Raw genomic sequence first — 23,662 nt, forward strand, 5'->3', positions numbered from 1 at the left:
TTATCTTGAAGGTAGCTTTGGAGCTTCTTTGCTGAAATTAGTAGGTAAGGACGGTTATTCTAAATCGTTAAGTGTTAAAGAGCCTATAGAAGTTTTGTAGGAATAAAGGTGGTACCGCGAGTATGTCTTCGTCCTTTTGTGGATGAAGACTTTTCTATTTGTAAAAATATATTAGGAGCTGATAATATGGAAGAATTAAAAAACATTTCAACAACCTATGATCCTAAGGAATTTGAAGAGAGAATTTATAAGACTTGGGAAGAAAAAGGCTACTTCACCCCAGAGGTGGATAAAGCTAAAAAGCCTTACACAATAATTATGCCCCCTCCAAATATAACTGGAAAGCTTCATATAGGGCATGCCCTAGATTATACTCTTCAGGACTTTTTAATAAGAGTTAAAAGAATGCAGGGCTATAGTGCACTTTGGCTTCCTGGTGAGGATCACGCTAGTATTGCAACAGAAGTTAAGGTTGAGAATGAGCTTTTAAAGCAAGGACTTATTAAAAAGGAAATGGGCAGAGAAGCATTCCTAGAAAAGGTTTGGGATTGGACTCACGAATATAGAGCGAGAATTAGAGAGCAGCTAAAAAAAATGGGAGCTTCAGCAGATTTTACTAGAGAAGCCTTTACCATGGATGAAAATTTAAATAAAGCCGTAAGAACAGTTTTTGTAAAGTTATATAATGAAGGGCTTATATACCAAGGAAATAGAATCACTAATTGGTGCCCAAAATGTAAAACTGCACTTTCAGATGCTGAAATAGAATACACTGAACAAAATGGCTATTTCTGGCATATAAAATATCCAATTGTAGGGACTAATGATTTTATTGAAATTGCTACAACTCGTCCTGAAACTATGCTTGGTGATACTGCTGTAGCTGTAAATCCAAAGGATGAAAGATATATAAATTTAGTAGGAAAAACCTTAATGCTGCCACTGGTAAATAGAGAAATTCCAATAGTTGCAGATGATTATGTAGATCTAGAATTTGGCACTGGTGCAGTTAAAATCACACCAGCCCATGATCCTAATGATTATCTGGTAGGAAAGAGACATAATCTTGAAGAGTTAAGAGTAATGAATGATGATGGTACTATAAACCATTTAGGCGGAAAATACGCAGGACTTGATAGATATGAAGCAAGAAAAGCAATAGTTAAGGATCTAGAAGAGCATGGTTATCTTGTTAAGATAAAGGAACATGTTCACAACGTAGGCTGTCATGATAGATGCGGTACAACCGTTGAGCCAATTATATCAAGGCAGTGGTATGTAAAGATGGAGAGCCTAGCTAAGCCTGCTATTAAAGCTGTTAAGGAAAAGGAAATAAAATTTGTACCAGAAAGATTTGAAAAGATCTATTATAATTGGATGGAAAATATTCAAGATTGGTGCATTTCAAGGCAGCTTTGGTGGGGACACAGAATCCCAGTTTGGTACTGCAAGGACTGCGGAGACGTTATCGTTTCAATTGATGAACCTAAAGCCTGCAGAAAATGTAACAGTACTAATTTAGAGCAGGACAGAGATGTACTTGATACTTGGTTCAGTTCAGCACTTTGGCCATTTTCAACTTTAGGATGGCCTAATGAAACTAAGGATTTGAAATATTTTTATCCTACAAGTACTCTTGTTACTGGATATGACATTATATTCTTCTGGGTTGCCAGAATGATTTTTTCAGGCCTTCACAATATGAAGGATATACCATTTGATACTGTATTTATTCATGGTATTATTAGAGATTCAGAAGGAAGAAAAATGTCCAAATCCTTAGGAAATGGAGTAGACCCGTTAGACATAATAGATCAATACGGTGCAGATGCACTAAGATTTATGCTTATTACAGGAAATGCTCCTGGTAATGACATACGCTTCCAAATTGAAAAAGTAGAGGCTGCAAGAAATTTTGCTAATAAAATTTGGAATGCTTCCAGATTTGTTATGATGAATCTTAATAAAAATATTATGGATAAGTACAAGGATGATAAAAACTACACCCTTGCAGATAAATGGATTTTATCAAGATTAAATACAGTAGTAAGAGAAATTACTGAAAATGTTGATAAATTTGAGCTTGGAATTGCTTCACAAAAAATATATGATTTTATTTGGAATGAATTATGCGATTGGTATATTGAACTAGTAAAGCCAGTTCTTTATGGGGAAGATGAAAGACAAAAGGGTATTGCATTTAATGTTCTTTATAAGGTTTTAACAACAAGCCTTCAGCTGCTTCATCCTATAATGCCTTTTATTACCGAGGAAATTTATACTCACTTAGCAGTAGAATATGAATCGATTACTGTATCTAAGTGGCCTGAATATAATGAACCTTTCTATAATAAGGACGCTGAAACTTATATGAGCTACATTATTGTTGCTATAAGAGGTATTAGAAATGTAAGAGCAGAAATGAATGTACCTCCTTCAAGAAAAGCAAAGCTTTTAGCCTTTGTTTCAAAAGAGGCTAAGCATGCCTTTAATGTAGGTACAGTATATTTTGAAAAGCTTGCTTCAGCTTCTGAGCTTATTATTATAGATTCCAAAAATGAGGTTCCAGAAAATGCTGTTTCCGTTGTTACTACTTCTGCAGAAATATTCATTCCTTTATTGGACTTAGTTGATAAGGATAAGGAATTAGAAAGATTAAATAAGGAAAAGACTAAGTTAATCAGTGAAATTGAAAGGGTAGATAAAAAACTAAAAAATGAAAAGTTTACAAGTAAAGCTCCAAAAGATGTAGTAGAGGAAGAAAGAGTTAAAGGTGAAAAATACAAAGAAATGCTTAAGGCTGTAGAACAAAGAATTAATAGCTTCACAAATTAATATTAAACAAAAATTATATAGCCTTTAATTGTTTAATTACTAAGGGGGAAGCATATGAATTACGTAGAGGCAATGGATTATATTAAAGATACTGCTAAATTTGGTAGTAATTATGGTCTTTCAAGAACAGAAAAAATATTGGAATTTTTAGGGGATCCTCATAAAAAGCTTAAATGCATCCACATTGCAGGCACAAATGGTAAAGGTTCAACAACAGCTATGCTTAACGAAATATTAAAAGAAGCAGGCTACAAGGTGGGCATGTATACCTCGCCCTATTTAGAAGAATTCGAAGAGAGAATTCAAATAAATGGAAGGAATATTCTAAAGGAGGATTTAAGTTCTGTTATTACTGAAGTTTCAGAGGCAGTCCAAAAGGTCATTGCTCTAGGCTTTGAACATCCAACGGAATTTGAAATTATCACCTGTGCCATGTTTTTGTACTTTTACAATGAAAAGGTAGATTATGCAGTCATTGAAGTTGGTTTAGGCGGAAGGTTAGATTCAACAAATGTAATAAAACCCATATTAACTATTATTACCTCCATAAGCTTCGATCATATGAAAATACTAGGGGATACCTTAGGTAAAATTGCCTTTGAAAAGGCCGGCATCATAAAAGAGGGAGTTCCCCTATTGCTTTATCCACAAGAAGCAGAAAGCTTTGAAGTTATAAACAAAATTTGTAAAGAGAGAAACAGCAGGTTAATTGAAGTTCCTAAGTGTTCTGTTTCCTTAAAAAAGATTAATAAAGAAGTTAATAGTGGGGTTCAAGGCATAATTGTAAAAACAAGTTCTAATATATATAATATTGAGCTTTCACTGCTTGGAAAACCACAGCTTCTTAACTGTTCAGTAGTAATTTTTGCTGTTGAAGAGCTAATAAAACAAAATATAATTATAAAAAAGGAACATATACTTGAAGCATTGAAGAAGGTTAAATGGCCTGGAAGATTAGAAATTTTAAGTAAAATTCCGTTAGTTGTAATAGATGGAGCTCATAATATTGATGGCATAATGAAATTAAAAGAAAGTATTGAAACATACTTTAGCTATAAGGATATAGTGCTAATACTTGGAATTTTAGCAGATAAACAGGTGGATTCTATGCTTAAAGTTATAACACCTATGGCAGCAAAAATAATTGCAGTTACTCCTCATTCTGATAGAGCAGAGTTGGCCTGTGATTTAGCAGAAAGTATAGCTGAAATAAATCCAGTAGTAGAATATGTTGAGGACTATAGGGAAGCTTATAAAAAAGCTTTAACTTACTGCAGTAAGGATACCTTGCTGCTTATATCAGGCTCACTTTATATGATAGGCGATATGAGAAAGATAATAAAAAATAGTTGACAATTAAGGTGGATTAGTTTAGACACGCTGAATAATGCAATTCAGCCTTCTAAGTCCTAGTCCATCTTTTTTATTAACAGTTTTGTTTAGTCTACATATTATATATTAGTGAAATGGAGGTGATTATCTTGAGCAATTTATATATTTGCAACACTTCTACTGATACAATTTCCAAAATAAATTTAATGGACTTTAAGGAGGAAGGACAAATTCCTTTAAGGCTTAGAAGTCAGAATAAAATTGGACCGCATGGAATATGTATTTACGAAGATAAGCTTCTTACTGCTAATAGCTTTGGAAATAGTTTATCCATTATTAGTATTGATGAGGGAGAGGAAATAGAAAATTATTTTATCGGAATGAACTGCAACGATGTTCAAGTATTTGAACATAATGCTTATATTGTTTGTGGTGAGTTAAATAATATTATAGTTTTCAATTTAATGATGAAAAAAATAATAGAAGAAATACCTTGCGGAAGTTATCCTCATAGCATTTATATAAATAAATACAATGCCTTAGCTGTTGTAGCAAATATGCACAGTGATAGCATTACTATTTTTGATTGCTTAAATAGGGATAATTTACAACAACTTTCTGTTTCTGAATATCCCACTAAGGCAATTTTTAGTGAAGATGGACAATATATTTTTGTATGTGAAAGTAAATTAGGTTTAAAGTCCTGTGGATCCCTTAGAATTATTGACATAGATTCCTTAAAAACTGTTGCAAAGATTAAATTAGGTAATTCCCCTGTAGATATTTGTACAGGGCAAAATTATTGTTATGTATCAAATTTTGGTGATGGTACCATAAGCATAATAGATATAAATAAGTTAAAAGTAATAAGAAAAATTAGGGTAGGTGGTATGCCACGAGGAATTGTAGCTAATGGAAACCATGTTTATGTTGGAGACAATTATAATAATTTACTTGTAAAAGTAGATATTAAGAAGGAAAATAAAGAGGTCATTTCCATAGGCGGCGAACCTACAGGAATGACACTTATCTAGTCCATTAAAAAATGTAATATTTTTTCATACATTTCTGAAGAAGAATTCTTCCACTTTTTACACAATTCTTGAGCCTGCTTATTCGTTGAAACACTAATTTTAAGATCCATAAGTACCTTATTATTTTCTTTTGTGATTAGGTTAACTATATAATTATCCTTATTTTCTATTGTATATTCAGCTGAAACGGTAATTTCTTTTTTTATTTTATCTAAATGCTTGTCTAAATATGCATCTAAAACCTGGGCCTTTTTTTTAGGAAGTCGATTTTCAAACATAGTTAATACTTTACTACCCTTTTCAGTTATTATTAATCTATGCTTTTTATCTTCTGCTGTATATTCTAAAAAGCCGGAGGTTAATAGTTCAGAAATATATTGATGAAGGGTAAAATAATTAATAAAGTTGTTTTCAAGTACTATTTGAGTAATTTGATTATTGGATATAGGAAGTCTTATTTTATTAAATAAATAAAGTAGCAGAAGCTTGTTTTCTGCTAAATCTGCTGTATCACCAAACATAATTTTCCTCCATTACTAGTGGACTAAAGTTATTTTTAAAATATATCAAAAATATTATAACATAAAAAGCACTTTTATATATGGGTGCTTTTAGTTTTTATCTTAGCATAAATATGTAATTTTCGCTAATTAACAATAAGCATATTAATTTACTTAGAGAATAAAATTATAGAGTAAAGAAATATGAAAGAGGGATAGAAATGAAGTCTCCTAATTTAAACAATAAAATATATAAAAGAGCAAGCTTGTTATTATTATTAATATTTATAAGTTCAATGATTTCTATTGGAATTAATTACAAAAGCATAGGTGTTTTTAAATTTTTATATAGGGAACTTCCAATATATAATGTAGATACAAAAGATAAAAAAGTTGCATTAACCTTTGATGTTAGCTGGGGTGATGATAATACCCCGAAGCTTTTAGATATTTTAGATAAATATAATATTAAAGCTACTTTTTTTCTAGTAGGTGCATGGATTGATGATAATGAGGCGCTAGTAAAGGATATGGTAAAAAGGGGACATGAATTGGGAAATCATACAAATAAGCATCCTGATATTAATAAAATCTCCAAGGAAAAACTCATCGAAGAAATTATGACCTGTGATGCAAAAATATTATCAGTTACTGGTGAAGGTACAAAGCTATTTAGATTTCCTGAAGGTACATATAATGACAACGCTATAAAAACAGTTAAAGCTACCGGTCATATTCCAATTCAATGGGACGTGGACAGTATTGATTGGAGAGAGAATGGTGCAGGCATAGAATATAATAGGGTCATAAAAAAAACAAAACCAGGTTCCATACTTTTATTTCATAACAATGCAAAGTACACTCCAGAAAATCTACCAAAGATTATAGAAAAGTTGAAAAGTGAGGGTTATAAATTTGTAAAAGTTTCGGATTTGATTTATAAAGACAATTATTATTTAGACACTTCTGGAAAGCAAATATTAAAATAACTATTATTGAAATTTATTTATAAAATGTATTATAATGGAATATATTATGTGTTAATATAATTTAACCTTAATAATAAAATATACATCAAAGAACTTATTAATATTATTAAAAAAAGTTATATTTTGTATTTATTTTGAATATTTATATTCTGTGTAGGCAATAAAACTAAGGGAAAGAGGGGTAATGATGGACAATTTAATGTTAAACAATAAGATTTATCTTGAAGGAAAAATATTATCTGACCTTCAATTTAGCCATGAGATGTATGGGGAGGGCTTCTATAATTTCGATCTTGAGGTTCCAAGATTAAGTGATGCGAAAGATATATTGTGTATTACTGTTTCTGAAAGACTTATTGGGGGAATGGAACTTAAAGAGGGCAGTGAAGTAATTGTTGAAGGGCAATTACGTTCCTATAATAAGTTCGTAGACGGAGCAAACAGGCTAATACTATCTGTATTTGCAAGAAATGTGGAGTTTTGCATAGAAAGAAGTAAAAATCCTAATCAGATATTTCTAGATGGATATATATGCAAACAACCTGTATATAGAACTACTCCCTTTGGAAGAGAGATAGCAGATATGCTTTTAGCTGTTAATCGCTCTTATAATAAGTCTGATTACATACCAACTATTGCATGGGGTAGAAATTCTAGGTTTTGTCAAAGCCTCATTGTAGGTGATAACTTAAGAGTATGGGGAAGACTTCAAAGTAGAGAATATGAAAAAAAGGTATCTGAAACTGAAACCGTTAAAAAAACAGCTTATGAGGTTTCAATTTCTAAAATGGAACGTGTTAATAAGGAATCTGGGGCAATAGAGAGCTCAGATGATGAAAACCTCATTGAGGAAGTATAGGAATAATTAATTTATTATAGAAAATAGCAGAGAAGATTCTTCTCTGCTATTCTCTTAAGTCATCTAATATTTGAGTTTTTTCTTTTGTTTTGTCATCAACAACTTTTATAATTTTAGCTGGTGTGCCGGCAACAACTACTCCAGCTGGTACATCCTCTACTACTACTGACCCTGCAGCAACTACTGAACCTTTTCCAATTTTAACTCCCTCAAGGATAACTGAGTTAGCACCTATTAAAACATCATCTGCAATTTCACAAGGGTCTTTGCTAGGCGGTTCTAAAACTCCAGCCACAACTGCTCCAGCACCAAGATGAACTCTATTACCAATTTTTCCTCTGGCACCAACAACGGCATTCATGTCAATCATAGCTCCCTCGCCAATTTCGGCTCCAATGTTTACTACTGCCCCCATCATAATAACAGCACTCTTTCCTATTACAACCTTGTCTCTTATAATAGCGCCTGGCTCTATTCTGGCATCAATATTAAGAAGATCCATAAGAGGAATGGCAGAATTACGCCTATCATACTCAATCTTAAATTTATTTATTTTTCCTTTGTTTTTCATTAAGAAATCTGAAGCTTCATGACTTTCGCCGAAGAAAACATAGAAGTTTCCATCTCCATATACATCTAGACTTCCAAAATCAGAGTTTTTAAGGTTGCCGTCTACATATACTTTTACGGGTGTAGTTTTCTTAGCATCTTTTATGTATCTTGCTATTTCATAAGGATCTGTCAAATTGTATTCCATAGTTTACCTCCTAGTAATATTCCATTTTATTAGACAATATATAATAAATTATAATAAAAAATAACAAGAAATTAAAGGGGGATTTTAATATAGCTTGGATATATTGTATAATGAATATGAAATCTGTGATAATACAGGAGGCTGAACAATTGATAATTGTTTAGTACAGAATTAGGAATACAGGAGGCTGAACAATTGATAATTGTTTAGTACAGAATTAGGAATACAGGAGGGTTAAGGTTGGAAAATTTAGATAATGAAAATAGACTCTTTTCAGATAATGTAAAAAATATTGAAATTTCTGGTATTAGGAAGTTTTATAATAAAGTAATTGATGTCCCTGAAGCACTATCACTTACCTTAGGGCAGCCTGATTTTAATGTGCCACTAAAAGTTAAAGATGCCATGATAAAAGCTATTTTAGAAAATAAAACGGCCTATACTTCAAATGCTGGAATAATTGAGCTTAGAGAAAAGCTTTCAGAGTTTCTAAGCAGTTTTGAAATTAACTTTAAGTCAGAGGAAATATGCTTAACTATTGGAGGAAGTGAAGGACTATTATCTGTTTTTACTGCCTTTATAAATAAAGGAGATAAAGTTCTAATACCATCTCCTGCATATCCTGCCTACGATAGCTGCATAAAATTGCTTGGGGGACATGTAATTGAATATAATTTAAATAAAGACTTTTCTATTAATTTTCAAGATTTAGAAGAGAAACTTCAAAAAGAGCAGCCAAAGCTTATGGTTGTTTCCTATCCTTCAAATCCAACTGGGGCAGTCTTATCAAAAGAAGATAGAAATAAGCTTTATGAGCTTTTATTAAATATGCCTACAATAATAATTTCAGATGAAATATATAGCTCCCTGTGCTATGAAGATAATTATTATTCTATTTCACAATTTAAGGAGCTTAAATCAAAAATTGTTTTGATAAGCGGTTTTTCCAAAATGTTCAGCATGACAGGACTTAGACTTGGTTATGTTTGTGCTCATAAGAAGTTTATGGATGAGGTAATGAAGGTTCATCAGTACAATGTATCCTGTGCACCATCTATAGTTCAGTGGGGGGCCTATGAGGGGCTAAGCTCCTGTTTAGAGGATGTAGAAAATATGAAAAATGAATTTAAAAGAAGAAGAGATTATGTTTATGAAAGACTTTTAGCTTTGGGACTTGATGTTACAAATCCTCAGGGAGCATTTTATATTTTTCCATCAATTAAGAAATATAATTTAAGTAGTGATGTGTTTTGCGAAAGATTACTAAGAGAAGGTAAACTAGCAGTTGTACCTGGTTCTGCTTTTGGCAGCAGGGGAGAAGGTTATGTAAGAATCTCATACAGCTACAGCATGGATGTATTAAAGGAAGCACTTGATAGGTTAGAAAACTGGTTAAAATGGGCCTTTTAAAGAAGTAAGAACCGCGGCAAATCTTATGCTGCGGCCCTTAATATTATTTTTATAAAATTATAGGATATTCTCAAGCATATTATCCATAGAATAAAGACCTGGTGATTTGCAGCACATAAACTCACAGGCTTTCAAGGCCCCAACTGCAAATACATCCCTTGAAACTGCAGTATGCTTAATTTCTATGGTTTCGCCTTGACCTGCAAATATTACTTCATGCTCACCTACAATACTGCCGCCGCGAACTGCATGTATTCCTATGTCTGTATGCTCTCTTTTGCTTATGCCTTCTCTTCCAAATTTAAAGATGGTCTCATCTGAAATGGCATCTTTAATTGTATTTGCAAGTAACAATGCAGTGCCGCTGGGGGAGTCGACCTTTTGATTGTGGTGTTTTTCAATTATTTCTATGTCATAATCCTTATATAAAAGAGCGCTAACCTTCTTTAATATATTATTTATAATATTAACTCCAAGAGACATATTTGCTGAGCGAAAAATTGGGATTTCATTGCTCATTTCTCTAATTTTTAATATTTGAGCTTCAGTGTATCCAGTAGTGCAAAGAACTAAGGAGGCTTTAGTAGCTTTTGCATAGCTTAAAAGATCATCTAATGATTCTGGCCTGGAAAAGTCCAAAATAACATCAATTTTTTCTTTACAATCAAAAATGTTATTATAAACAGAATAATCCATTGCGTCCTTCATTCTATCAACACCAGCTGCTATTTTTAGCTCCTCGAAATTTTTTGAAAGTGTAGTGACTGTTTTGCCCATTTTTCCTAAGCAGCCATTTAATAAAATTGTAACCATTTAATCAACTCCAATTAATTATTAGAATTTAAAAATCAAATTTGTGTCACGTGGAATCAGTGGAGACAGTCCCCACTGATTTTCCTCACTGATTTAGCCTTCTATCTTAAGGCCATAAGCAGTTAATTCTCTCTTTAGAACTTCAAGATTACTATCCACCATTTCACATAAAGGCAGCCTTAAACTTCCTACTTTCATCCCCATAAGATTCATAGCTGTTTTTACAGGTATAGGGTTCGTTTCAATGAAAAGAGCATCATTTAAAGCTAGGGTATCAAATTGAATCTTTAAAGCTCTTTCATGATTCCCATTTAGATACTCCATACACATATTATGCATATCTTTAGGAATTACATTAGCAAGCACTGATATTACGCCAATACCTCCTAGAGACATAATTGGAATTGTTTGATCATCATTACCGGAATATACATCTATTTTATCACCGCATAAGGCCTTCACCTTAGCTATTTGGCTGATGTTTCCGCTTGCTTCTTTTATTGCTGCAATATTTTTTATATCTGAAAGCTTAAGTAAGGTCTTAGGTTCCATGTTCATTCCAGTTCTTGAGGGCACGTTGTAGATAATTATAGGAGTTTCAACGCTATTTGCTATTGCCTTAAAATGTTCAACTAAGCCCTTTTGAGTAGTTTTATTGTAATAAGGAGTAATTATGAGGAGCCCGTCAACTCCTATGCCTTCAGCCCATTTACTCATATTTATTGAAGCCTCAGTATTATTTGTTCCTGTGCCAGCAATTACTGGAATTCTTTTATTAACCTTATCTACAGTAAATTTAATAGTTGCCTTTCTTTCTGCTTCACTCATAGTTGAAGCTTCTCCAGTAGTTCCGCAAACAATTATTGCGTCAGTCCCATTTTCAATCTGCCATTCAATCAGCTGTTCTAATTTTTCATAATCAATACCTGTTTCTGTGAATGGAGTTATGATAGCTACACCTGAACCCTTGAAAATACTCATTGTAATTCCTCCTATAATATAAATTTTAACTTTTAAGAATTCAAAGAATCAAAGGGGACAGTCCCCTTTGATTAAGTTTAATAATAAAAATTAGGTTAAGTCTTTTAATACTTTAATTTACTAAATTGTTTTAATTTTATCTATTTCTCGTCATTTATAATGCATTCTGCAATTTGTACTGCATTTGAAGCAGCTCCTTTTCGAATATTATCAGCTACAACCCATAAATTAAGACCGTTTTCAAGACTGAAGTCCCTTCTAATTCTTCCTACATAGACTTCATCATGTCCAGCTGCATCAATTGGCATAGGATAAACCAAGTTTTTCACATCATCTTTTAAGACAATTCCTTTAGAATTACTATAAAGCTCGAAAATATCTTCAATAGCAAAGTTTTTATTAAGTTCAACATTAATACTTTCACTATGGCCATAATATACAGGAACTCTAACCGTTGTAGCTGTTATTTTTAACTTATCATCATGGAGAATTTTTATTGTTTCATTAACCATTTTCATTTCTTCCTTTGTATAGCCATTTTCCATAAAAACATCAATATGTGGAAGAATATTACCTGCAATAGCATAAGGAAACTTTTTAGGTTCTAATCCTTTTAAACCTTCTTCTAAATCCTTATAGCCGGACATACCAGCACCTGACACAGCTTGATAAGTAGAGTAAACTATTCGTTTAATGCCATATTTATCATAAAGGGGTTTAAGTGCAACTACAGCTTGTATTGTGGAGCAATTTGGGTTTGCAATAATCCCTTTGTGCAACTTTAAGTCTTCAGGGTTAACTTCTGGCACAACCAGGGGAACCTCTGGATTCATTCTCCAAGCACTGCTGTTATCTATTACAACTGCTTTATACTTTGCAAAAATTGGGGCAAATTGAAGGCTGATATCTCCGCCAGCAGAAAATAGTGCAAAATCTATTTTTTTATTTTTTATATTATCTTCTTTAAGCTCCTCAACTGTTATATCCATACCTTTATAAGTTATCTTTAAACCAGCTGACTTTTTAGAAGCATAAAAATATATTTTATCTACCGGAAAGTTTCTCTCCTCTAATACCTCAATAAATTTTCTTCCAACCATACCAGTGGAGCCAACTACTGCTACATTATAGTTCATATTAAAACCTCCTTGTATTCCTTATTCTGCACTACACAATATTAATTGTGCAGCTCCCAGAAAAATCTATACTATATTATATAATTATTATTTATAAAATTATATAGTTTTTTATTAAAAAGAAAATTTATTAAGAAAATTAATAAATTGATAAAAAATAGCACAAATTTATAAAAAATCAAATTAGTTTTGAATTTATACATTCATGTATCAGAAAATTTAAAATTAATATTAGACATAGTTATTAAAATAACAAGGCAATATGTAGATTGACAAGCTTTATTAAATTATGCTACTATGTAAAAAATGAAATAAGGAGAACGGCTGTATTCAATAGTTCAACTATTTTGTCTTTATTTGTTGTTTTATGTAGATAAAATTAATTAAACATTAGTTTTAAAAAGAGCAACGATTTTAAAAATAGAGAAAAAAATAAATTTTCAGCAAATTAAAGCAGGAATTTTTGTTTTTAAGTTGAATATATTATATAAGCTATTTGAGTTTATTATTTTTTGATGTAATAAGTAGTAATACTTATTATGATAGATACAATAAAAGGGGGAATTAATAAATGAAAAGTAAAAAAGTATTGGCAGCAGTAATAACAGCTGCACTACTAGCAACTTCTTTGTTAGCAGGCTGCGGAAGCAAACCAGAAACAAATACACCAGCTGCAACAGACAAAAAGGATGCAGATCAAACATTAAACGTTCTAGGGTATGATTTTAAAACCCTTGACCCAGCATTAGCAAGTGATACTGAAACCTTTACAACCTACACTGCAGTTTATGAAGCTCTTACAAGAGAAGTCATGAAAGATGGTAAGGTTACAACTGAACTTGCCGGGGCAGAAAAAATTGATACTAACGCTGATAAAACAGTTTACACCTTCCATTTAAGAAAGGATGCAAAATGGTCAGACGGACAGCCAGTAACTGCAAAAGACTATGTATTTAACTGGAAGAGACAAGCTGATCCTAAAAATGGTGCAGACTATATGACTTTCTTAGCTGAAATTGGCATTAAAGGTGCTGATGAGCTATTAGCTGCTGTAGATAAAAACCAAACTGATAAATATCAAAGCTTATTAGATAATCTTGGACTAAAAGCAGTAGATGATTATACCTTTGAAGTTACTTTAAAGGCTCCTACAGCTTACTTTGAAAGTGCAATTGCATTTAAAGGCTTAGCTCCAGCTAGAGAAGATATTGCTAAGAAATTAGGAGACAAATATGGTTCTGATTATACAACTATGGTTTATAACGGACCATTTGTAATTTCTAGCTACCAACCAAATTCAAAAATAGTTTACACTAAAAATGATAAATATTGGGATGCAAAAGATATATCTTTAACTACAGTTAATGCTCCAATAGTTACAGAACCAGCAACTATGGTTAAGATGCTTCAAAGTAAAGAGTTAGACCTTCTAACTACTAGTATAGTAGGTGATGACTTAACTACATTAAAGAAAGCAGCTGATGCTGGAGAATATACTTATCAATCTGGTTATGATACATCAGCATTCTTCTTATATTTAAATGTAGGAAAGACAAAGAACTTTACACCTAGCCCAGCTATGAAAAGCCAAAAGGTTAGAGAAGCATTATCTCTAGGCTTAAACAGACAAGAGTTCTTAGATGTTGTTTACAAGAGAAACTTCCCATCAAATGGCATAGTTCCAAATGGAATTATGGCAGGTGACAAGGATTATAGAAAAGACGTTCCAGAACCATTAAAGGCAGTAAAAGACGATGCAAAGACATTAATGACAGAAGGATTAAAAGAAGTTGGTATTACTGACCCGTCAAAAGTTACTTTAACTCTACTTTTAGGTAAGTCTTCAGCTATTACAAAAGCTACAGGAGACTACCTGCAAAAGACTTATAAAGATGAGTTTGGAATAAATATTAAACAAGTATTTAATGTTGACTCACCAACATACTTTAAAGACAGAACAGATGGAAAATTTGACTTATGTGCAGGCGGTTGGGGTGCAGACTATAACGACGTTCATTCCTTCTTTGCTGTATTCTTAAGCAACAGCGGTAATAACAATGGTGGCTACAATAACCCTGACTATGATAAATTAGTAAAAGAAGCAGGAGCATCTGCAGATTCAGCAGTGAGAGAAAACAACTACAAACAAGCTGAAGATTTATTAATTGCAAAAGATGCAGCTGTTATTCCAACTTACTATAGAGATATAAATGCATTTATTCATACTTATGTTAAAGGCCTTTATATTCAAAAGTTTGGTGGATACTATGACTTTACAAGAGCTTATGTTTCCGGGAAATAGTAAATAACTAAATTATATATCAACAGGGCAACTGCCCTGTTGATATTCATGCTCTAAGGCGGGGGGAAGAATATGGCTAAATATATATTGAAAAGAATAGGACTTATGTTAGTAACTTTGTGGGTAGTAGCTACTTTGACTTTTATTCTTATAAATAGCATCCCAGGTGATCCTATAATGACAAAGGCAAGGGTACTGCCAGAAGCTACAGTAAAAGTTATAAGGGCAAAATACAAACTTGATCAGCCGCTATATGTTAGATATGGCGATTATCTTAAAAATTTATTAACTGGCAATATGGGTGAATCCATAATATATCCAGGAAGAACTGTTAATAGTCTGCTAAAGGCTGAGTTTCCAGTAACCTTAAGACTTGGCTTACAAGCTATTGCATTTGGACTCATAGTTGGTCTACTTTTAGGTATAGTTGCAGCCTTAAAGAGAAATTCATGGATTGATTACTTAGTTATTTTAATTGCAATATTAGGGGTATCTATTCCAGCCTTTGTACTGGCCCTCTTATTTCAACTTGGTTTCGGTGGAAAATACGGGCTGCCAACTGTAGGATGGGGCGCTCATACCTACTTCTTTACAGCCTTTAAATATACATTAATGCCATCCTTAGCACTAAGCTTTGGTAGCATTGCAAGCTTTGCAAGATATTCAAAGTCTTCAATACTAGATGTATTAAATCAAGATTATATTCTAACAGCTAAGGCAAAGGGTGTTGCACAAGTACCTTTAACCTTAAAACATATTTTAAAAAATGCATTAGTTCCTGTTATTTCCGTGCTTGGACCTAGAATTGCTTATGTTCTAATGGGTTCCATAGTAATAGAACAAATATTCGCAATACCAGGAATAGGAAGAGAACTTGTAAATTCAATAACTAACAGAGATTATACCGTTATTATGTCCCTTACAGTTTTCTTTGCCTTCATTTATATAGTAGCTCAATTATTGGCGGATATTGCCTACGTTATAGTGGATCCAAAAATGAAATTGACTGATTCTAAGGAGTAGAGGTGAAACTTATGTTACTAGATAAAAGCAAGTTTGAAATATTGGGAGCTTTTGATGCAGAAGCAGAAAAAATAAACAGACCAGCTATAACCTTTTGGAAGGATGCTTGGAGAAGGTTAAAAAAGAATCCTGTTGCAATGTTATCACTAGGGTTTTTAATATTAGTAATTTTAGCTTGTGTAATTGGACCTTATTTAGCTCCTCACAAGTTTGATACTCAAGATTACAAACTTTTAGATAAAGCCCCTTTTGGAAACTACTGGTTTGGAACTGATAATGTTGGTAGAGACCTATTTGCAAGAACCTTAATTGGAGGCAGAGTTTCTCTTATTATAGGATTTATAGGTACAGCAGTTGAATTAGTATTTGGCTGCATATATGGTGGTATAAGCGGCTACTTTGGCGGAATAGTTGATACAATAATGATGAGAGTTCTTGAAATATTTGCTACTGTACCATATTTAATAGTTGTTATATTATTACTTATTGTTTTGCCTCCTGGTATAGGAACCTTAATACTTGCATTAGTTATTACAGGCTGGATGACAATAGCCCGTCTTATAAGAGGACAAGTTATGCAGCTTAAAACTTCAGAATATGTTATGGCGGCTAAGGCCCTTGGTGCAAGTCCTACTAGAATAATTTCAAAACATTTAATTCCAAATACAATTGGTGTAATTATAGTATATGTGTCTATGGATGTACCGGGATATATATTTGACGAAGCCTATTTAAGCTTCTTAGGCTTAGGTATTCAACCTCCAAACACAAGCTGGGGTGCATTGGTATTTGCAGGACAGGGAGCTATGACAAATCATCCTCATGAACTTATTTTCCCTGCTGTAGCAATAAGTTTAACTATTCTCGCATTTAATTTACTAGGTGATGGTTTAAGAGACGCACTAGATCCAAAGCTTCGTCAGTAAGGAGGAAAGAAAATGGACAAAATATTAGAGGTTAAAAACCTAAGGGTTTCATATCATACCTACGCAGGAGAAGTTCAATCAGTAAGAGGTATAGATTTTTTCTTAAACAAAGGTGAGACTCTGGCTATAGTTGGAGAATCAGGCTGTGGAAAATCAGTTACATCTAAGTCTCTTATGAGACTAATTCAAACACCTCCTGGAGAAATTAAGGAAGGTTCAGAAATACTATTTAATGGACAAGATATATTAAAAATGGATGAAAATGCCTTAAGAGAACTTAGAGGATCAGATATAAGCATGATTTTCCAAGACCCAATGACTTCCTTAAATCCTACCATGACTGTAGGAGATCAAATAGCAGAATCTTTAATAATACACAGAGGCTTGTCAAAGGCAGAAGCCTTTGAGGAAGCTGTTAAAATGCTAAAGCTTGTTAATATTCCAAATGCTGATAAAAGAGCAAAACAGTATCCTCATGAATTTTCAGGCGGCATGAGACAAAGGGCAATGATAGCTATAGCTCTTGCCTGCAATCCTAAAATATTAATAGCAGATGAACCTACAACTGCTCTAGATGTAACTATACAGGCACAAATCATGGATCTTATTAAAGATCTTCAAGACAAGCTTGGTTCTGCTGTAATTCTTATTACACATGACCTTGGCGTTGTAGCAGATTTTGCAGATAAAATTCAAGTAATGTATTCAGGTTTAATTATAGAAAGAGGAACTGTGAATGAATTATTTTATAACCCACAGCATCCATATACTTGGGCATTATTAAGAGCTGTTCCAAGACTTTCAACTGAACACAAGGATACACTATATGCAATAAAAGGCACACCTCCTGACTTATTAAATCCCCCTGTTGGATGTCCTTTTGCAGCAAGATGTGATCATGCTATGGCAATTTGTAAGGAAGCTATGCCTGAAACTACTGTGCTTTCTCCAACTCACTCAGTTAATTGCTGGTTACAACATCCATATGCACCAAAAGTAGCTAAACCAGACGGTATTGGAGGTACAGCAAATGAGTCAAAATAAGGAAAACAAAGTTTTAATAGAAGTCAAAAATTTAAAGAAATATTTTAAAGTAGGGCCTAACGCTATACTTAAGGCTGTAGATGATGTTAGCTTTACTATTAATAAAGGTGAAACTCTTGGACTTGTTGGGGAATCAGGCTGTGGTAAAACTACCTGCGGAAGGACGGTTATGGGTTTATATCCTGCTACCTCTGGAGAAGTTTTATTCGATGGAGTGGATATTCATAACTCAAATTCTAAGCAAAAGAAAGAGTTTACTAGAAAAGCACAAATAATATTTCAAGATCCATATGCATCCTTGAATCCAAGAATGACAGTTGGAGATATTATTGCTGAAGGTATAGAAATACATGGCTTATATACAGGTCAAGAAAAAATTGATAAAATTTATAACTTACTTGAACTTGTTGGATTAAATAAGGAGCATGCTTCTAGATTTCCTCATGAATTCTCTGGCGGGCAAAGACAGAGAATAGGAATAGCTAGAGCACTTGCTATAGAACCAGAATTTATAGTTTGTGATGAGCCTATATCAGCACTAGATGTATCTATACAGGCTCAGGTTGTAAACTTACTAATAAAGCTTCAAAGGGAACTTGGACTTACCTATTTGTTTATAGCTCATGACCTTTCAATGGTTAAGCATATATCAGATAGAGTAGGAGTTATGTATTTAGGTACTATGGTGGAGCTTGCCAGCAGCCATGATTTATATGCTAAACCGCTTCATCCATATACTCAAGCTTTACTTTCGGCTATTCCAATTCCAGATCCGGAAACTGAAAAGAATAGAAAGAGAATAATGCTTGAAGGTGAAGTACCAAGTCCTATAAATCCAAAGCCAGGCTGTAGATTTGCTGCAAGATGCAGATATGCTAAACCAATTTGCAGCGAAGTAACACCAGAATTTAAAGAAGTTGAAAAAGAGCATTTTGTTGCATGTCATTTATTTTAAAAAGAGGGAGTACGCTCCCTCTTTTAAATTTTGTTGTTTTTTATGTATATTGCTCTCCTTATAAGTTAAAAATAAAAAGTAGAAACTTAGGGAGGGGAATATAATGGGTAAAACACCTTTAAAAAAAGTTATAAAGGCTAAATTAAAATCCAATAGGCAGCTTACAGAGTTAGAAAGACTTAGAGAGAAAATAAAATATGAAATAGCTGAGGAATTAGGCCTTCGAGAAAAGGTAGATAGGCTCGGCTGGAGTGGGCTTACTGCTGAAGAAACAGGAAGAATTGGGGGAATTATGACTAAAAGAAAGAAGGACATGAAACTTCCCAAGAATAAGGAAATAATAATGAAAAATGGTTATGCAGATTATAAATTTGATGGAGAAGAGAAATAATATTGACTTAGTTACTAAAAATATATAATATTAGCCTTAGAAATATTGCTAAGATGGGGGGAATATTATGAGCCAATATAAAGACTTAGCACATATTTATGATGAACTTATTAATTGCGATGTTGATTATAAAGCTTGGGCTAATAAAATTTTGACTTTATGTTCAAATTTTAATATTGAAAAAAAAGATTATTTGGATTTGGCTTGTGGAACCGGAAATTTAACAGAGCAAATTAGTAAGGAATTCAAAGCTACCTGGGCAGTGGATTTATCAAGTTCAATGCTTACTGAAGCTGAAAGTAAACTAAGAACTCATGGAATTCGTGCTAAATTCATATGTCAAGATATTTGCAATTTAAAATTAAATCAAAAGTTTGATTTAATAACCTGCTGTTTAGATGCCACCAATTATATTTTAGATGAGATAGATTTAAAGGCTTACTTCATAGGTGTTTTTCAGCATCTAAAGGATAATGGTGTATTTATCTTTGATATTAATTCTTATTATAAACTTACAAATATTTTGGGTAATAATGTGTTTACTTTTGATGATGATAAAGTAGTATATATTTGGGACAACTACCTTGAGAATGATATAGTAGATATGAAGCTCACTTTTTTTGTAAAGGAAGAGGGAAACTATAAAAGATTTGATGAGGAGCATTCGGAAAGGGCCTATAAACAAGTTGATATAGAAAAGATAATTGAGAAGGCTGGTTTTGTATTTAAGGGAAAACTAAATAATTATGAAGGAATTTCAATAGATGAAAAGTGTGAAAGAATAGCATATATTCTAACTAAATAAACAAGCAAAGGAGATATTTTTGTGTCAGATAAATTAATAAGAGCTACGGCTCAAGATGGAGCAATAAGAATAGTTGGGGCTATAACTACAGACTTGGTTAATGAAGCAGTAAAAGTACACAATTGTGCTGCTACAGCTGCTGCAGCCTTAGGAAGAATGCTAACAGCTGGAAGTATTATGGGAGCAATGCTTAAATCCGAGAAAGAAAGCTTAACCTTGCAGATATCAGGAGGTGGTGAAGCAAAGGGTGTGGTAGTAACAGCTTATCCGGATGCCTCAGTTAAAGGATATATTGGAAATCCTGAAGTGGATTTACCTGTAAATAGCAGAGGTAAACTAGATGTAGGCGGAGCAATCGGCATAAATGGCAGCTTACTTGTTATAAGGGATATGGGACTTAAAGAGCCCTATGTAGGGCAAGTTCCTATTAGTACTGGTGAAATTGGTGACGATTTAGCATACTATTTTACCGCCTCTGAACAGACGCCTTCTGCTGTAGGGCTTGGAGTACTAGTAAACACAGATTTAAGTGTAAAGGCTGCGGGAGGGTTTATAATTCAAATGATGCCTGGAGCTAGTGAACTTGTAGCTGACTTAATAACCTATAGACTTCAGGAAATACCTTCTATTACGGAACTAATAGAAAAGGGCATGACAATTGAAGAAATTCTTGAATTCATTTTTGAAGATATGAATTTAAGTATTCTAGGCAGTCTTGAGCCAAAATTTAAATGTGATTGTTCTAGAGAAAGAGTTGAGAAGGCTTTAATAAGTATTGGAAGGAAGGATCTAGAAGAGATATATAATGAAGGAAAGGAAGAGGAAATTACCTGCCATTTCTGCAATACCTCTTATGTATTTTCAAATGATGATATAGGAGAATTACTAAATAAGTTAAATAGTTAATAAATATATGGTAACAAAGTTGTTATAAAGTGGTGTATAAATAGTGGAAAAAGTTATTGACAATTATTTAATACCAATATATAATTGTAAATGTGTTAAGTAACTTTATGGGCGCATAGCTCAGCTGGGAGAGCATCTGCCTTACAAGCAGAGGGTCACAGGTTCGAGCCCTGTTGTGCCCACCATAAGGTTAATTAAATGTGGCCCAGTGGCTCAGTTGGTTAGAGTGCCGGCCTGTCACGCCGGAGGTCGAGGGTTCGAGCCCCTTCTGGGTCGCCAACTTTTGATTTAAATATGGCCAGATATATCAGTCGGTAGAGGCCGAATGTCTAAATGACATTTGGCGGGTAATATAGCCGATGGCGATCGGCTATATTACCTAGTGCTGCTTAATTACTTTATTTACGTTTTATTGCGGCGAAAACAAAACTTAATATGGCCAGATAGCTCAGTCGGTAGAGCAGAGGACTGAAAATCCTCGTGTCCCTGGTTCGATTCCTGGTCTGGCCACCATAAAATATGCGGAAGTGACTCAATGGTAGAGTGTCACCTTGCCAAGGTGAAGGTCGCGGGTTCGAGTCCCGTCTTCCGCTCCATATGGCGCTATAGCCAAGTGGTAAGGCAGAGGTCTGCAAAACCTCTATTCTCCAGTTCAAATCTGGATGGCGCCTCCAAAAGGACTTTAGAAATTTTATTTCTAAAGTCTTTTTTATATTAAAAGAAAGGATCCTTGCTAATTTTAATAAAAAATTCAATTACATTTCATATATGTCTAAATGTTAATTATTAATTACAAAAATGCTCCCTCTGTCAAAAAGTCTTCCTTTACTTAAAAACACAGGTTCTACATTGTGCTTTTTTAAAAACTCCTTTACTTCATTTTTATAGATATAATTATCTAAATGTCCATAGAAGGCCAATAAGCCTTTTTCTAATAGCCCACAGCAGCCACCAATGAAGCCATAATTTAAGCCAGGAAGAATTATATCCCCAGGTGGTAGGAGCAAAACATCAATATTTTCTTCACTTAAGGCTTTTGCAATACCATTATCGCTTGTCATTACAGCACTGCTGCTAATAATGGCTGTTGAACATTTTGTATAACCTTGAGAAACTGATTTTAGTTTTTTGTAACTTATGTTTTGCAGTAATGTATTATCTGTATACTTAAGGTTGTGAACAAATAAATTCTTTAAATTTAAGGCATTTAAAATTATATCTAATGGATACTTTGACTCAAGACTATTATTTGAATAAAGTATTTTATACTTATAATTCTCCAATTCCTTTATAAAATTTATGTCCATTTCCTTATGAACAATAATAGTATTCTCATTTATTATATTTAATAACATATCTGGATGCCCGCTTACAGCAGCATAAAGTCTTTTAAATGGAGGCACCGCTAAGACTTCTAGATTAAAAGTTCTTAAATTTTCTTTTTCATATTCATCAATTCTATAATCTACTAAGACAGCTTTCATTCTAACACCTACATTCATAATAGTTATCTCTACAATACAACCTTTTAATTATTTAATCAAGAAAGTACAAATTAACTTTTTTTGTCGATAATTGCATTATTTATTTTGCATATACATTTTTCTAAAACACATACTATTTTAAGAAAGGAGTGTGAATGATGCTACTTTTAACTGTTGTATATGAAAATGGCAATGAAGATATAATAGATGAAGTTAATGCAATGAAAAAATATTTTCGTGATAGAAATATAATTATAGGCTTTTCTGAAAGTCTAGAGTTCAATACCCACTTCTTAAAGATATTTTGTGAAGATTCTTCAGTAAATAAAAGATTTATGGATATATTTAATCTTTACATGTCTAATATTTTATATAATATGGTTATTAGTGAATATTATAAAAAAAATATGCAGGGATTTCTTACAGATACATATTTCTTTTTAAAATATGATGAGATAAAGGAGATTAAAAGGTTAAGTTTAGAGGCTTTTAAAAGTGAAGGTGCAATACTCAATGAATATATGGTGTATTTTAGAAATAGAAAAAACTCAATTATACAAAAGATAATAGAATGTATTGCAGAAAATAAAGAAATTAATATTAAAGGTTTTATTACTTTTAGAATGAAGGAGCTTTTAGGGGATTTAGAAAGTATTATAGATAAAGTTGTTGAGAGCTATATGGTAGAAAGGGAGTATAATGAATTTATAAGTCTTTTAAAGTATTTTGTTGAGCTTCAAGATAGTAAAATTGATAAGGTCAATATTCTGATACAAAAGGATGGCAGCTATATTATTTTAGATGAAGCAGGAAATAATATTATGGATAGCTTGTTAAGCGATTTGTCTGATGTTAAGTATAATGCTACAGTTAATATTGAAGATATGCTGCTTAGCGGACTCATAACCAATGCACCTAAAAAAATAATTATTCATGGGGCCGAAAATTGTACTAATAAAGAGGTTTTAGATACAATTAAGAAGGTTTTTGAAAATAGGGCTATTATTTGTAGTGGCTGCAACATGTGCAAGAAGATTAGGCAAGGTATTAAATTATGTAAGGATTAATAATTTTTATTGACAATGTGTAAAATACAGTGTACAATATTTTATGTTAAGAAGAAACAGCCGTTTCTCACCTTTCAGCGTTGCTAGATAGGTTATGATAGTTTTTCGAATTA

General features: G+C 32.8%; 21 protein-coding genes, 5 tRNA genes and 2 other annotated features (2 of these 28 cut by a window edge). Of the genes, 20 read left to right on the plus strand and 6 right to left on the minus strand.

The features are described 5' to 3' along the window. Positions 1-139: a binding site (T-box leader), on the plus strand (it extends 82 nt beyond the left edge of the window). Positions 140-186: 47 nt separating this feature from the next. The 3 genes from ACJDUG_RS13085 to ACJDUG_RS13095 all read left to right on the plus strand — a co-directional run bounded on the left by ACJDUG_RS13085 (position 187) and on the right by ACJDUG_RS13095 (position 5,201). Continuing rightward, positions 187-2,835, plus strand: a complete 2,649-nt coding sequence (locus tag ACJDUG_RS13085; protein ID WP_406770329.1) for a valine--tRNA ligase — start codon at positions 187-189, stop codon at positions 2,833-2,835. Positions 2,836-2,889: 54 nt separating this feature from the next. Next, positions 2,890-4,188, plus strand: coding sequence for a bifunctional folylpolyglutamate synthase/dihydrofolate synthase (locus ACJDUG_RS13090; protein ID WP_406770330.1), 1,299 nt, complete (start codon positions 2,890-2,892; stop codon positions 4,186-4,188). A gap of 128 nt (positions 4,189-4,316) precedes the next feature. Further along, positions 4,317-5,201: a YncE family protein gene (locus ACJDUG_RS13095; protein WP_406770331.1), complete on the plus strand. Its 885-nt coding sequence runs from the start codon at positions 4,317-4,319 to the stop codon at positions 5,199-5,201. Here the strand turns inward: ACJDUG_RS13095 and ACJDUG_RS13100 are convergent. Beyond that, positions 5,198-5,722 carry a DUF4364 family protein gene (locus tag ACJDUG_RS13100; RefSeq protein WP_406770332.1) on the minus strand — a complete coding sequence of 175 codons (525 nt, stop codon included), beginning with the start codon at positions 5,720-5,722 and terminating at the stop codon, positions 5,198-5,200. The two genes, ACJDUG_RS13095 and ACJDUG_RS13100, sit on opposite strands and share 4 nt — an antisense overlap. 200 nt (positions 5,723-5,922) lie before the next feature. Here ACJDUG_RS13100 and pdaB point away from each other — a divergent pair, with 200 nt between their 5' ends. Then, a complete protein-coding gene (gene pdaB, locus ACJDUG_RS13105) occupies positions 5,923-6,690 on the plus strand; it encodes a polysaccharide deacetylase family sporulation protein PdaB (RefSeq protein ID WP_406770333.1) in 768 nt (255 codons plus the stop codon). A 187-nt stretch (positions 6,691-6,877) separates the two neighbouring features. After that, positions 6,878-7,549, plus strand: coding sequence for a single-stranded DNA-binding protein (locus ACJDUG_RS13110; protein ID WP_406770378.1), 672 nt, complete (start codon positions 6,878-6,880; stop codon positions 7,547-7,549). Between the two features lie 46 nt (positions 7,550-7,595). Here ACJDUG_RS13110 and dapD read toward each other — a convergent pair whose 3' ends face one another. Then, a complete protein-coding gene (dapD, locus tag ACJDUG_RS13115; protein ID WP_406770334.1) occupies positions 7,596-8,306 on the minus strand; it encodes a 2,3,4,5-tetrahydropyridine-2,6-dicarboxylate N-acetyltransferase in 711 nt (236 codons plus the stop codon). Between the two features lie 240 nt (positions 8,307-8,546). Between dapD and ACJDUG_RS13120 the strand changes: the two genes are divergently transcribed. Continuing rightward, on the plus strand, positions 8,547-9,716 hold the full coding sequence (locus ACJDUG_RS13120) for a pyridoxal phosphate-dependent aminotransferase (RefSeq protein ID WP_406770335.1): 1,170 nt from the start codon (positions 8,547-8,549) through the stop codon (positions 9,714-9,716). 57 nt (positions 9,717-9,773) lie between these two features. Here ACJDUG_RS13120 and dapB read toward each other — a convergent pair whose 3' ends face one another. From dapB to ACJDUG_RS13135, 3 genes are all read right to left on the minus strand, one after another. Next, positions 9,774-10,529 (minus strand): 4-hydroxy-tetrahydrodipicolinate reductase, encoded by a 756-nt coding sequence (gene dapB / locus ACJDUG_RS13125; protein WP_406770336.1) that lies wholly within the window; start codon positions 10,527-10,529, stop codon positions 9,774-9,776. A gap of 93 nt (positions 10,530-10,622) precedes the next feature. Then, positions 10,623-11,510: a 4-hydroxy-tetrahydrodipicolinate synthase gene (gene dapA, locus ACJDUG_RS13130; RefSeq protein ID WP_406770337.1), complete on the minus strand. Its 888-nt coding sequence runs from the start codon at positions 11,508-11,510 to the stop codon at positions 10,623-10,625. 140 nt (positions 11,511-11,650) lie between these two features. Then, positions 11,651-12,646, minus strand: coding sequence for an aspartate-semialdehyde dehydrogenase (locus tag ACJDUG_RS13135; RefSeq protein ID WP_406770338.1), 996 nt, complete (start codon positions 12,644-12,646; stop codon positions 11,651-11,653). A gap of 571 nt (positions 12,647-13,217) precedes the next feature. On the opposite strand from ACJDUG_RS13135, the gene ACJDUG_RS13140 reads away from it, so the two are divergent. The 13 genes from ACJDUG_RS13140 to ACJDUG_RS13200 all read left to right on the plus strand — a co-directional run bounded on the left by ACJDUG_RS13140 (position 13,218) and on the right by ACJDUG_RS13200 (position 21,672). After that, a complete protein-coding gene (locus ACJDUG_RS13140) occupies positions 13,218-14,948 on the plus strand; it encodes a peptide ABC transporter substrate-binding protein (protein ID WP_406770339.1) in 1,731 nt (576 codons plus the stop codon). A 72-nt stretch (positions 14,949-15,020) separates the two neighbouring features. Continuing rightward, positions 15,021-15,971, plus strand: coding sequence for an ABC transporter permease (locus ACJDUG_RS13145; RefSeq protein WP_406770340.1), 951 nt, complete (start codon positions 15,021-15,023; stop codon positions 15,969-15,971). Positions 15,972-15,982: 11 nt separating this feature from the next. Then, complete coding sequence (locus ACJDUG_RS13150) at positions 15,983-16,897, plus strand: ABC transporter permease (protein WP_406770341.1); 915 nt, start codon at positions 15,983-15,985, stop codon at positions 16,895-16,897. Between the two features lie 12 nt (positions 16,898-16,909). Continuing rightward, positions 16,910-17,941: an ABC transporter ATP-binding protein gene (locus tag ACJDUG_RS13155; RefSeq protein WP_406770342.1), complete on the plus strand. Its 1,032-nt coding sequence runs from the start codon at positions 16,910-16,912 to the stop codon at positions 17,939-17,941. Continuing rightward, a complete protein-coding gene (locus tag ACJDUG_RS13160) occupies positions 17,928-18,896 on the plus strand; it encodes an ABC transporter ATP-binding protein (RefSeq protein WP_406770343.1) in 969 nt (322 codons plus the stop codon). The genes ACJDUG_RS13155 and ACJDUG_RS13160 overlap by 14 nt, the downstream gene beginning before the upstream one ends. A gap of 103 nt (positions 18,897-18,999) precedes the next feature. Further along, positions 19,000-19,287 carry an alpha/beta-type small acid-soluble spore protein gene (locus ACJDUG_RS13165; protein ID WP_406770344.1) on the plus strand — a complete coding sequence of 96 codons (288 nt, stop codon included), beginning with the start codon at positions 19,000-19,002 and terminating at the stop codon, positions 19,285-19,287. 67 nt (positions 19,288-19,354) lie between these two features. Further along, positions 19,355-20,092, plus strand: a complete 738-nt coding sequence (locus ACJDUG_RS13170) for a class I SAM-dependent DNA methyltransferase (protein ID WP_406770345.1) — start codon at positions 19,355-19,357, stop codon at positions 20,090-20,092. A gap of 21 nt (positions 20,093-20,113) precedes the next feature. Further along, the gene (hslO, locus tag ACJDUG_RS13175) at positions 20,114-20,998 is read left to right on the plus strand and encodes an Hsp33 family molecular chaperone HslO (RefSeq protein WP_406770346.1); all 885 of its coding nucleotides are present in this window, start codon (positions 20,114-20,116) and stop codon (positions 20,996-20,998) included. A gap of 109 nt (positions 20,999-21,107) precedes the next feature. Continuing rightward, positions 21,108-21,183: transfer RNA gene (locus ACJDUG_RS13180), tRNA-Val, on the plus strand. A 17-nt stretch (positions 21,184-21,200) separates the two neighbouring features. After that, a tRNA-Asp gene (locus tag ACJDUG_RS13185) sits at positions 21,201-21,277 on the plus strand. Positions 21,278-21,435: 158 nt separating this feature from the next. Next, positions 21,436-21,511, plus strand: a tRNA-Phe gene (locus tag ACJDUG_RS13190). 8 nt (positions 21,512-21,519) lie between these two features. Beyond that, positions 21,520-21,594, plus strand: a tRNA-Gly gene (locus ACJDUG_RS13195). A gap of 3 nt (positions 21,595-21,597) precedes the next feature. Then, positions 21,598-21,672: transfer RNA gene (locus ACJDUG_RS13200), tRNA-Cys, on the plus strand. 105 nt (positions 21,673-21,777) lie between these two features. Here ACJDUG_RS13200 and ACJDUG_RS13205 read toward each other — a convergent pair. Continuing rightward, positions 21,778-22,482, minus strand: a complete 705-nt coding sequence (locus ACJDUG_RS13205; protein WP_406770379.1) for a DUF6873 family GME fold protein — start codon at positions 22,480-22,482, stop codon at positions 21,778-21,780. A gap of 155 nt (positions 22,483-22,637) precedes the next feature. Between ACJDUG_RS13205 and ytxC the strand changes: the two genes are divergently transcribed. Further along, positions 22,638-23,549, plus strand: a complete 912-nt coding sequence (gene ytxC, locus ACJDUG_RS13210) for a putative sporulation protein YtxC (protein WP_406770347.1) — start codon at positions 22,638-22,640, stop codon at positions 23,547-23,549. 42 nt (positions 23,550-23,591) lie between these two features. Continuing rightward, positions 23,592-23,662, plus strand: a sequence feature (ribosomal protein L20 leader region); it runs 41 nt beyond the window's last position.

It is taken from the genome of Candidatus Clostridium stratigraminis (assembly GCF_045310675.1).
Taxonomy (GTDB): Bacteria; Bacillota; Clostridia; order Clostridiales; family Clostridiaceae; genus Clostridium_AT; species Clostridium_AT stratigraminis.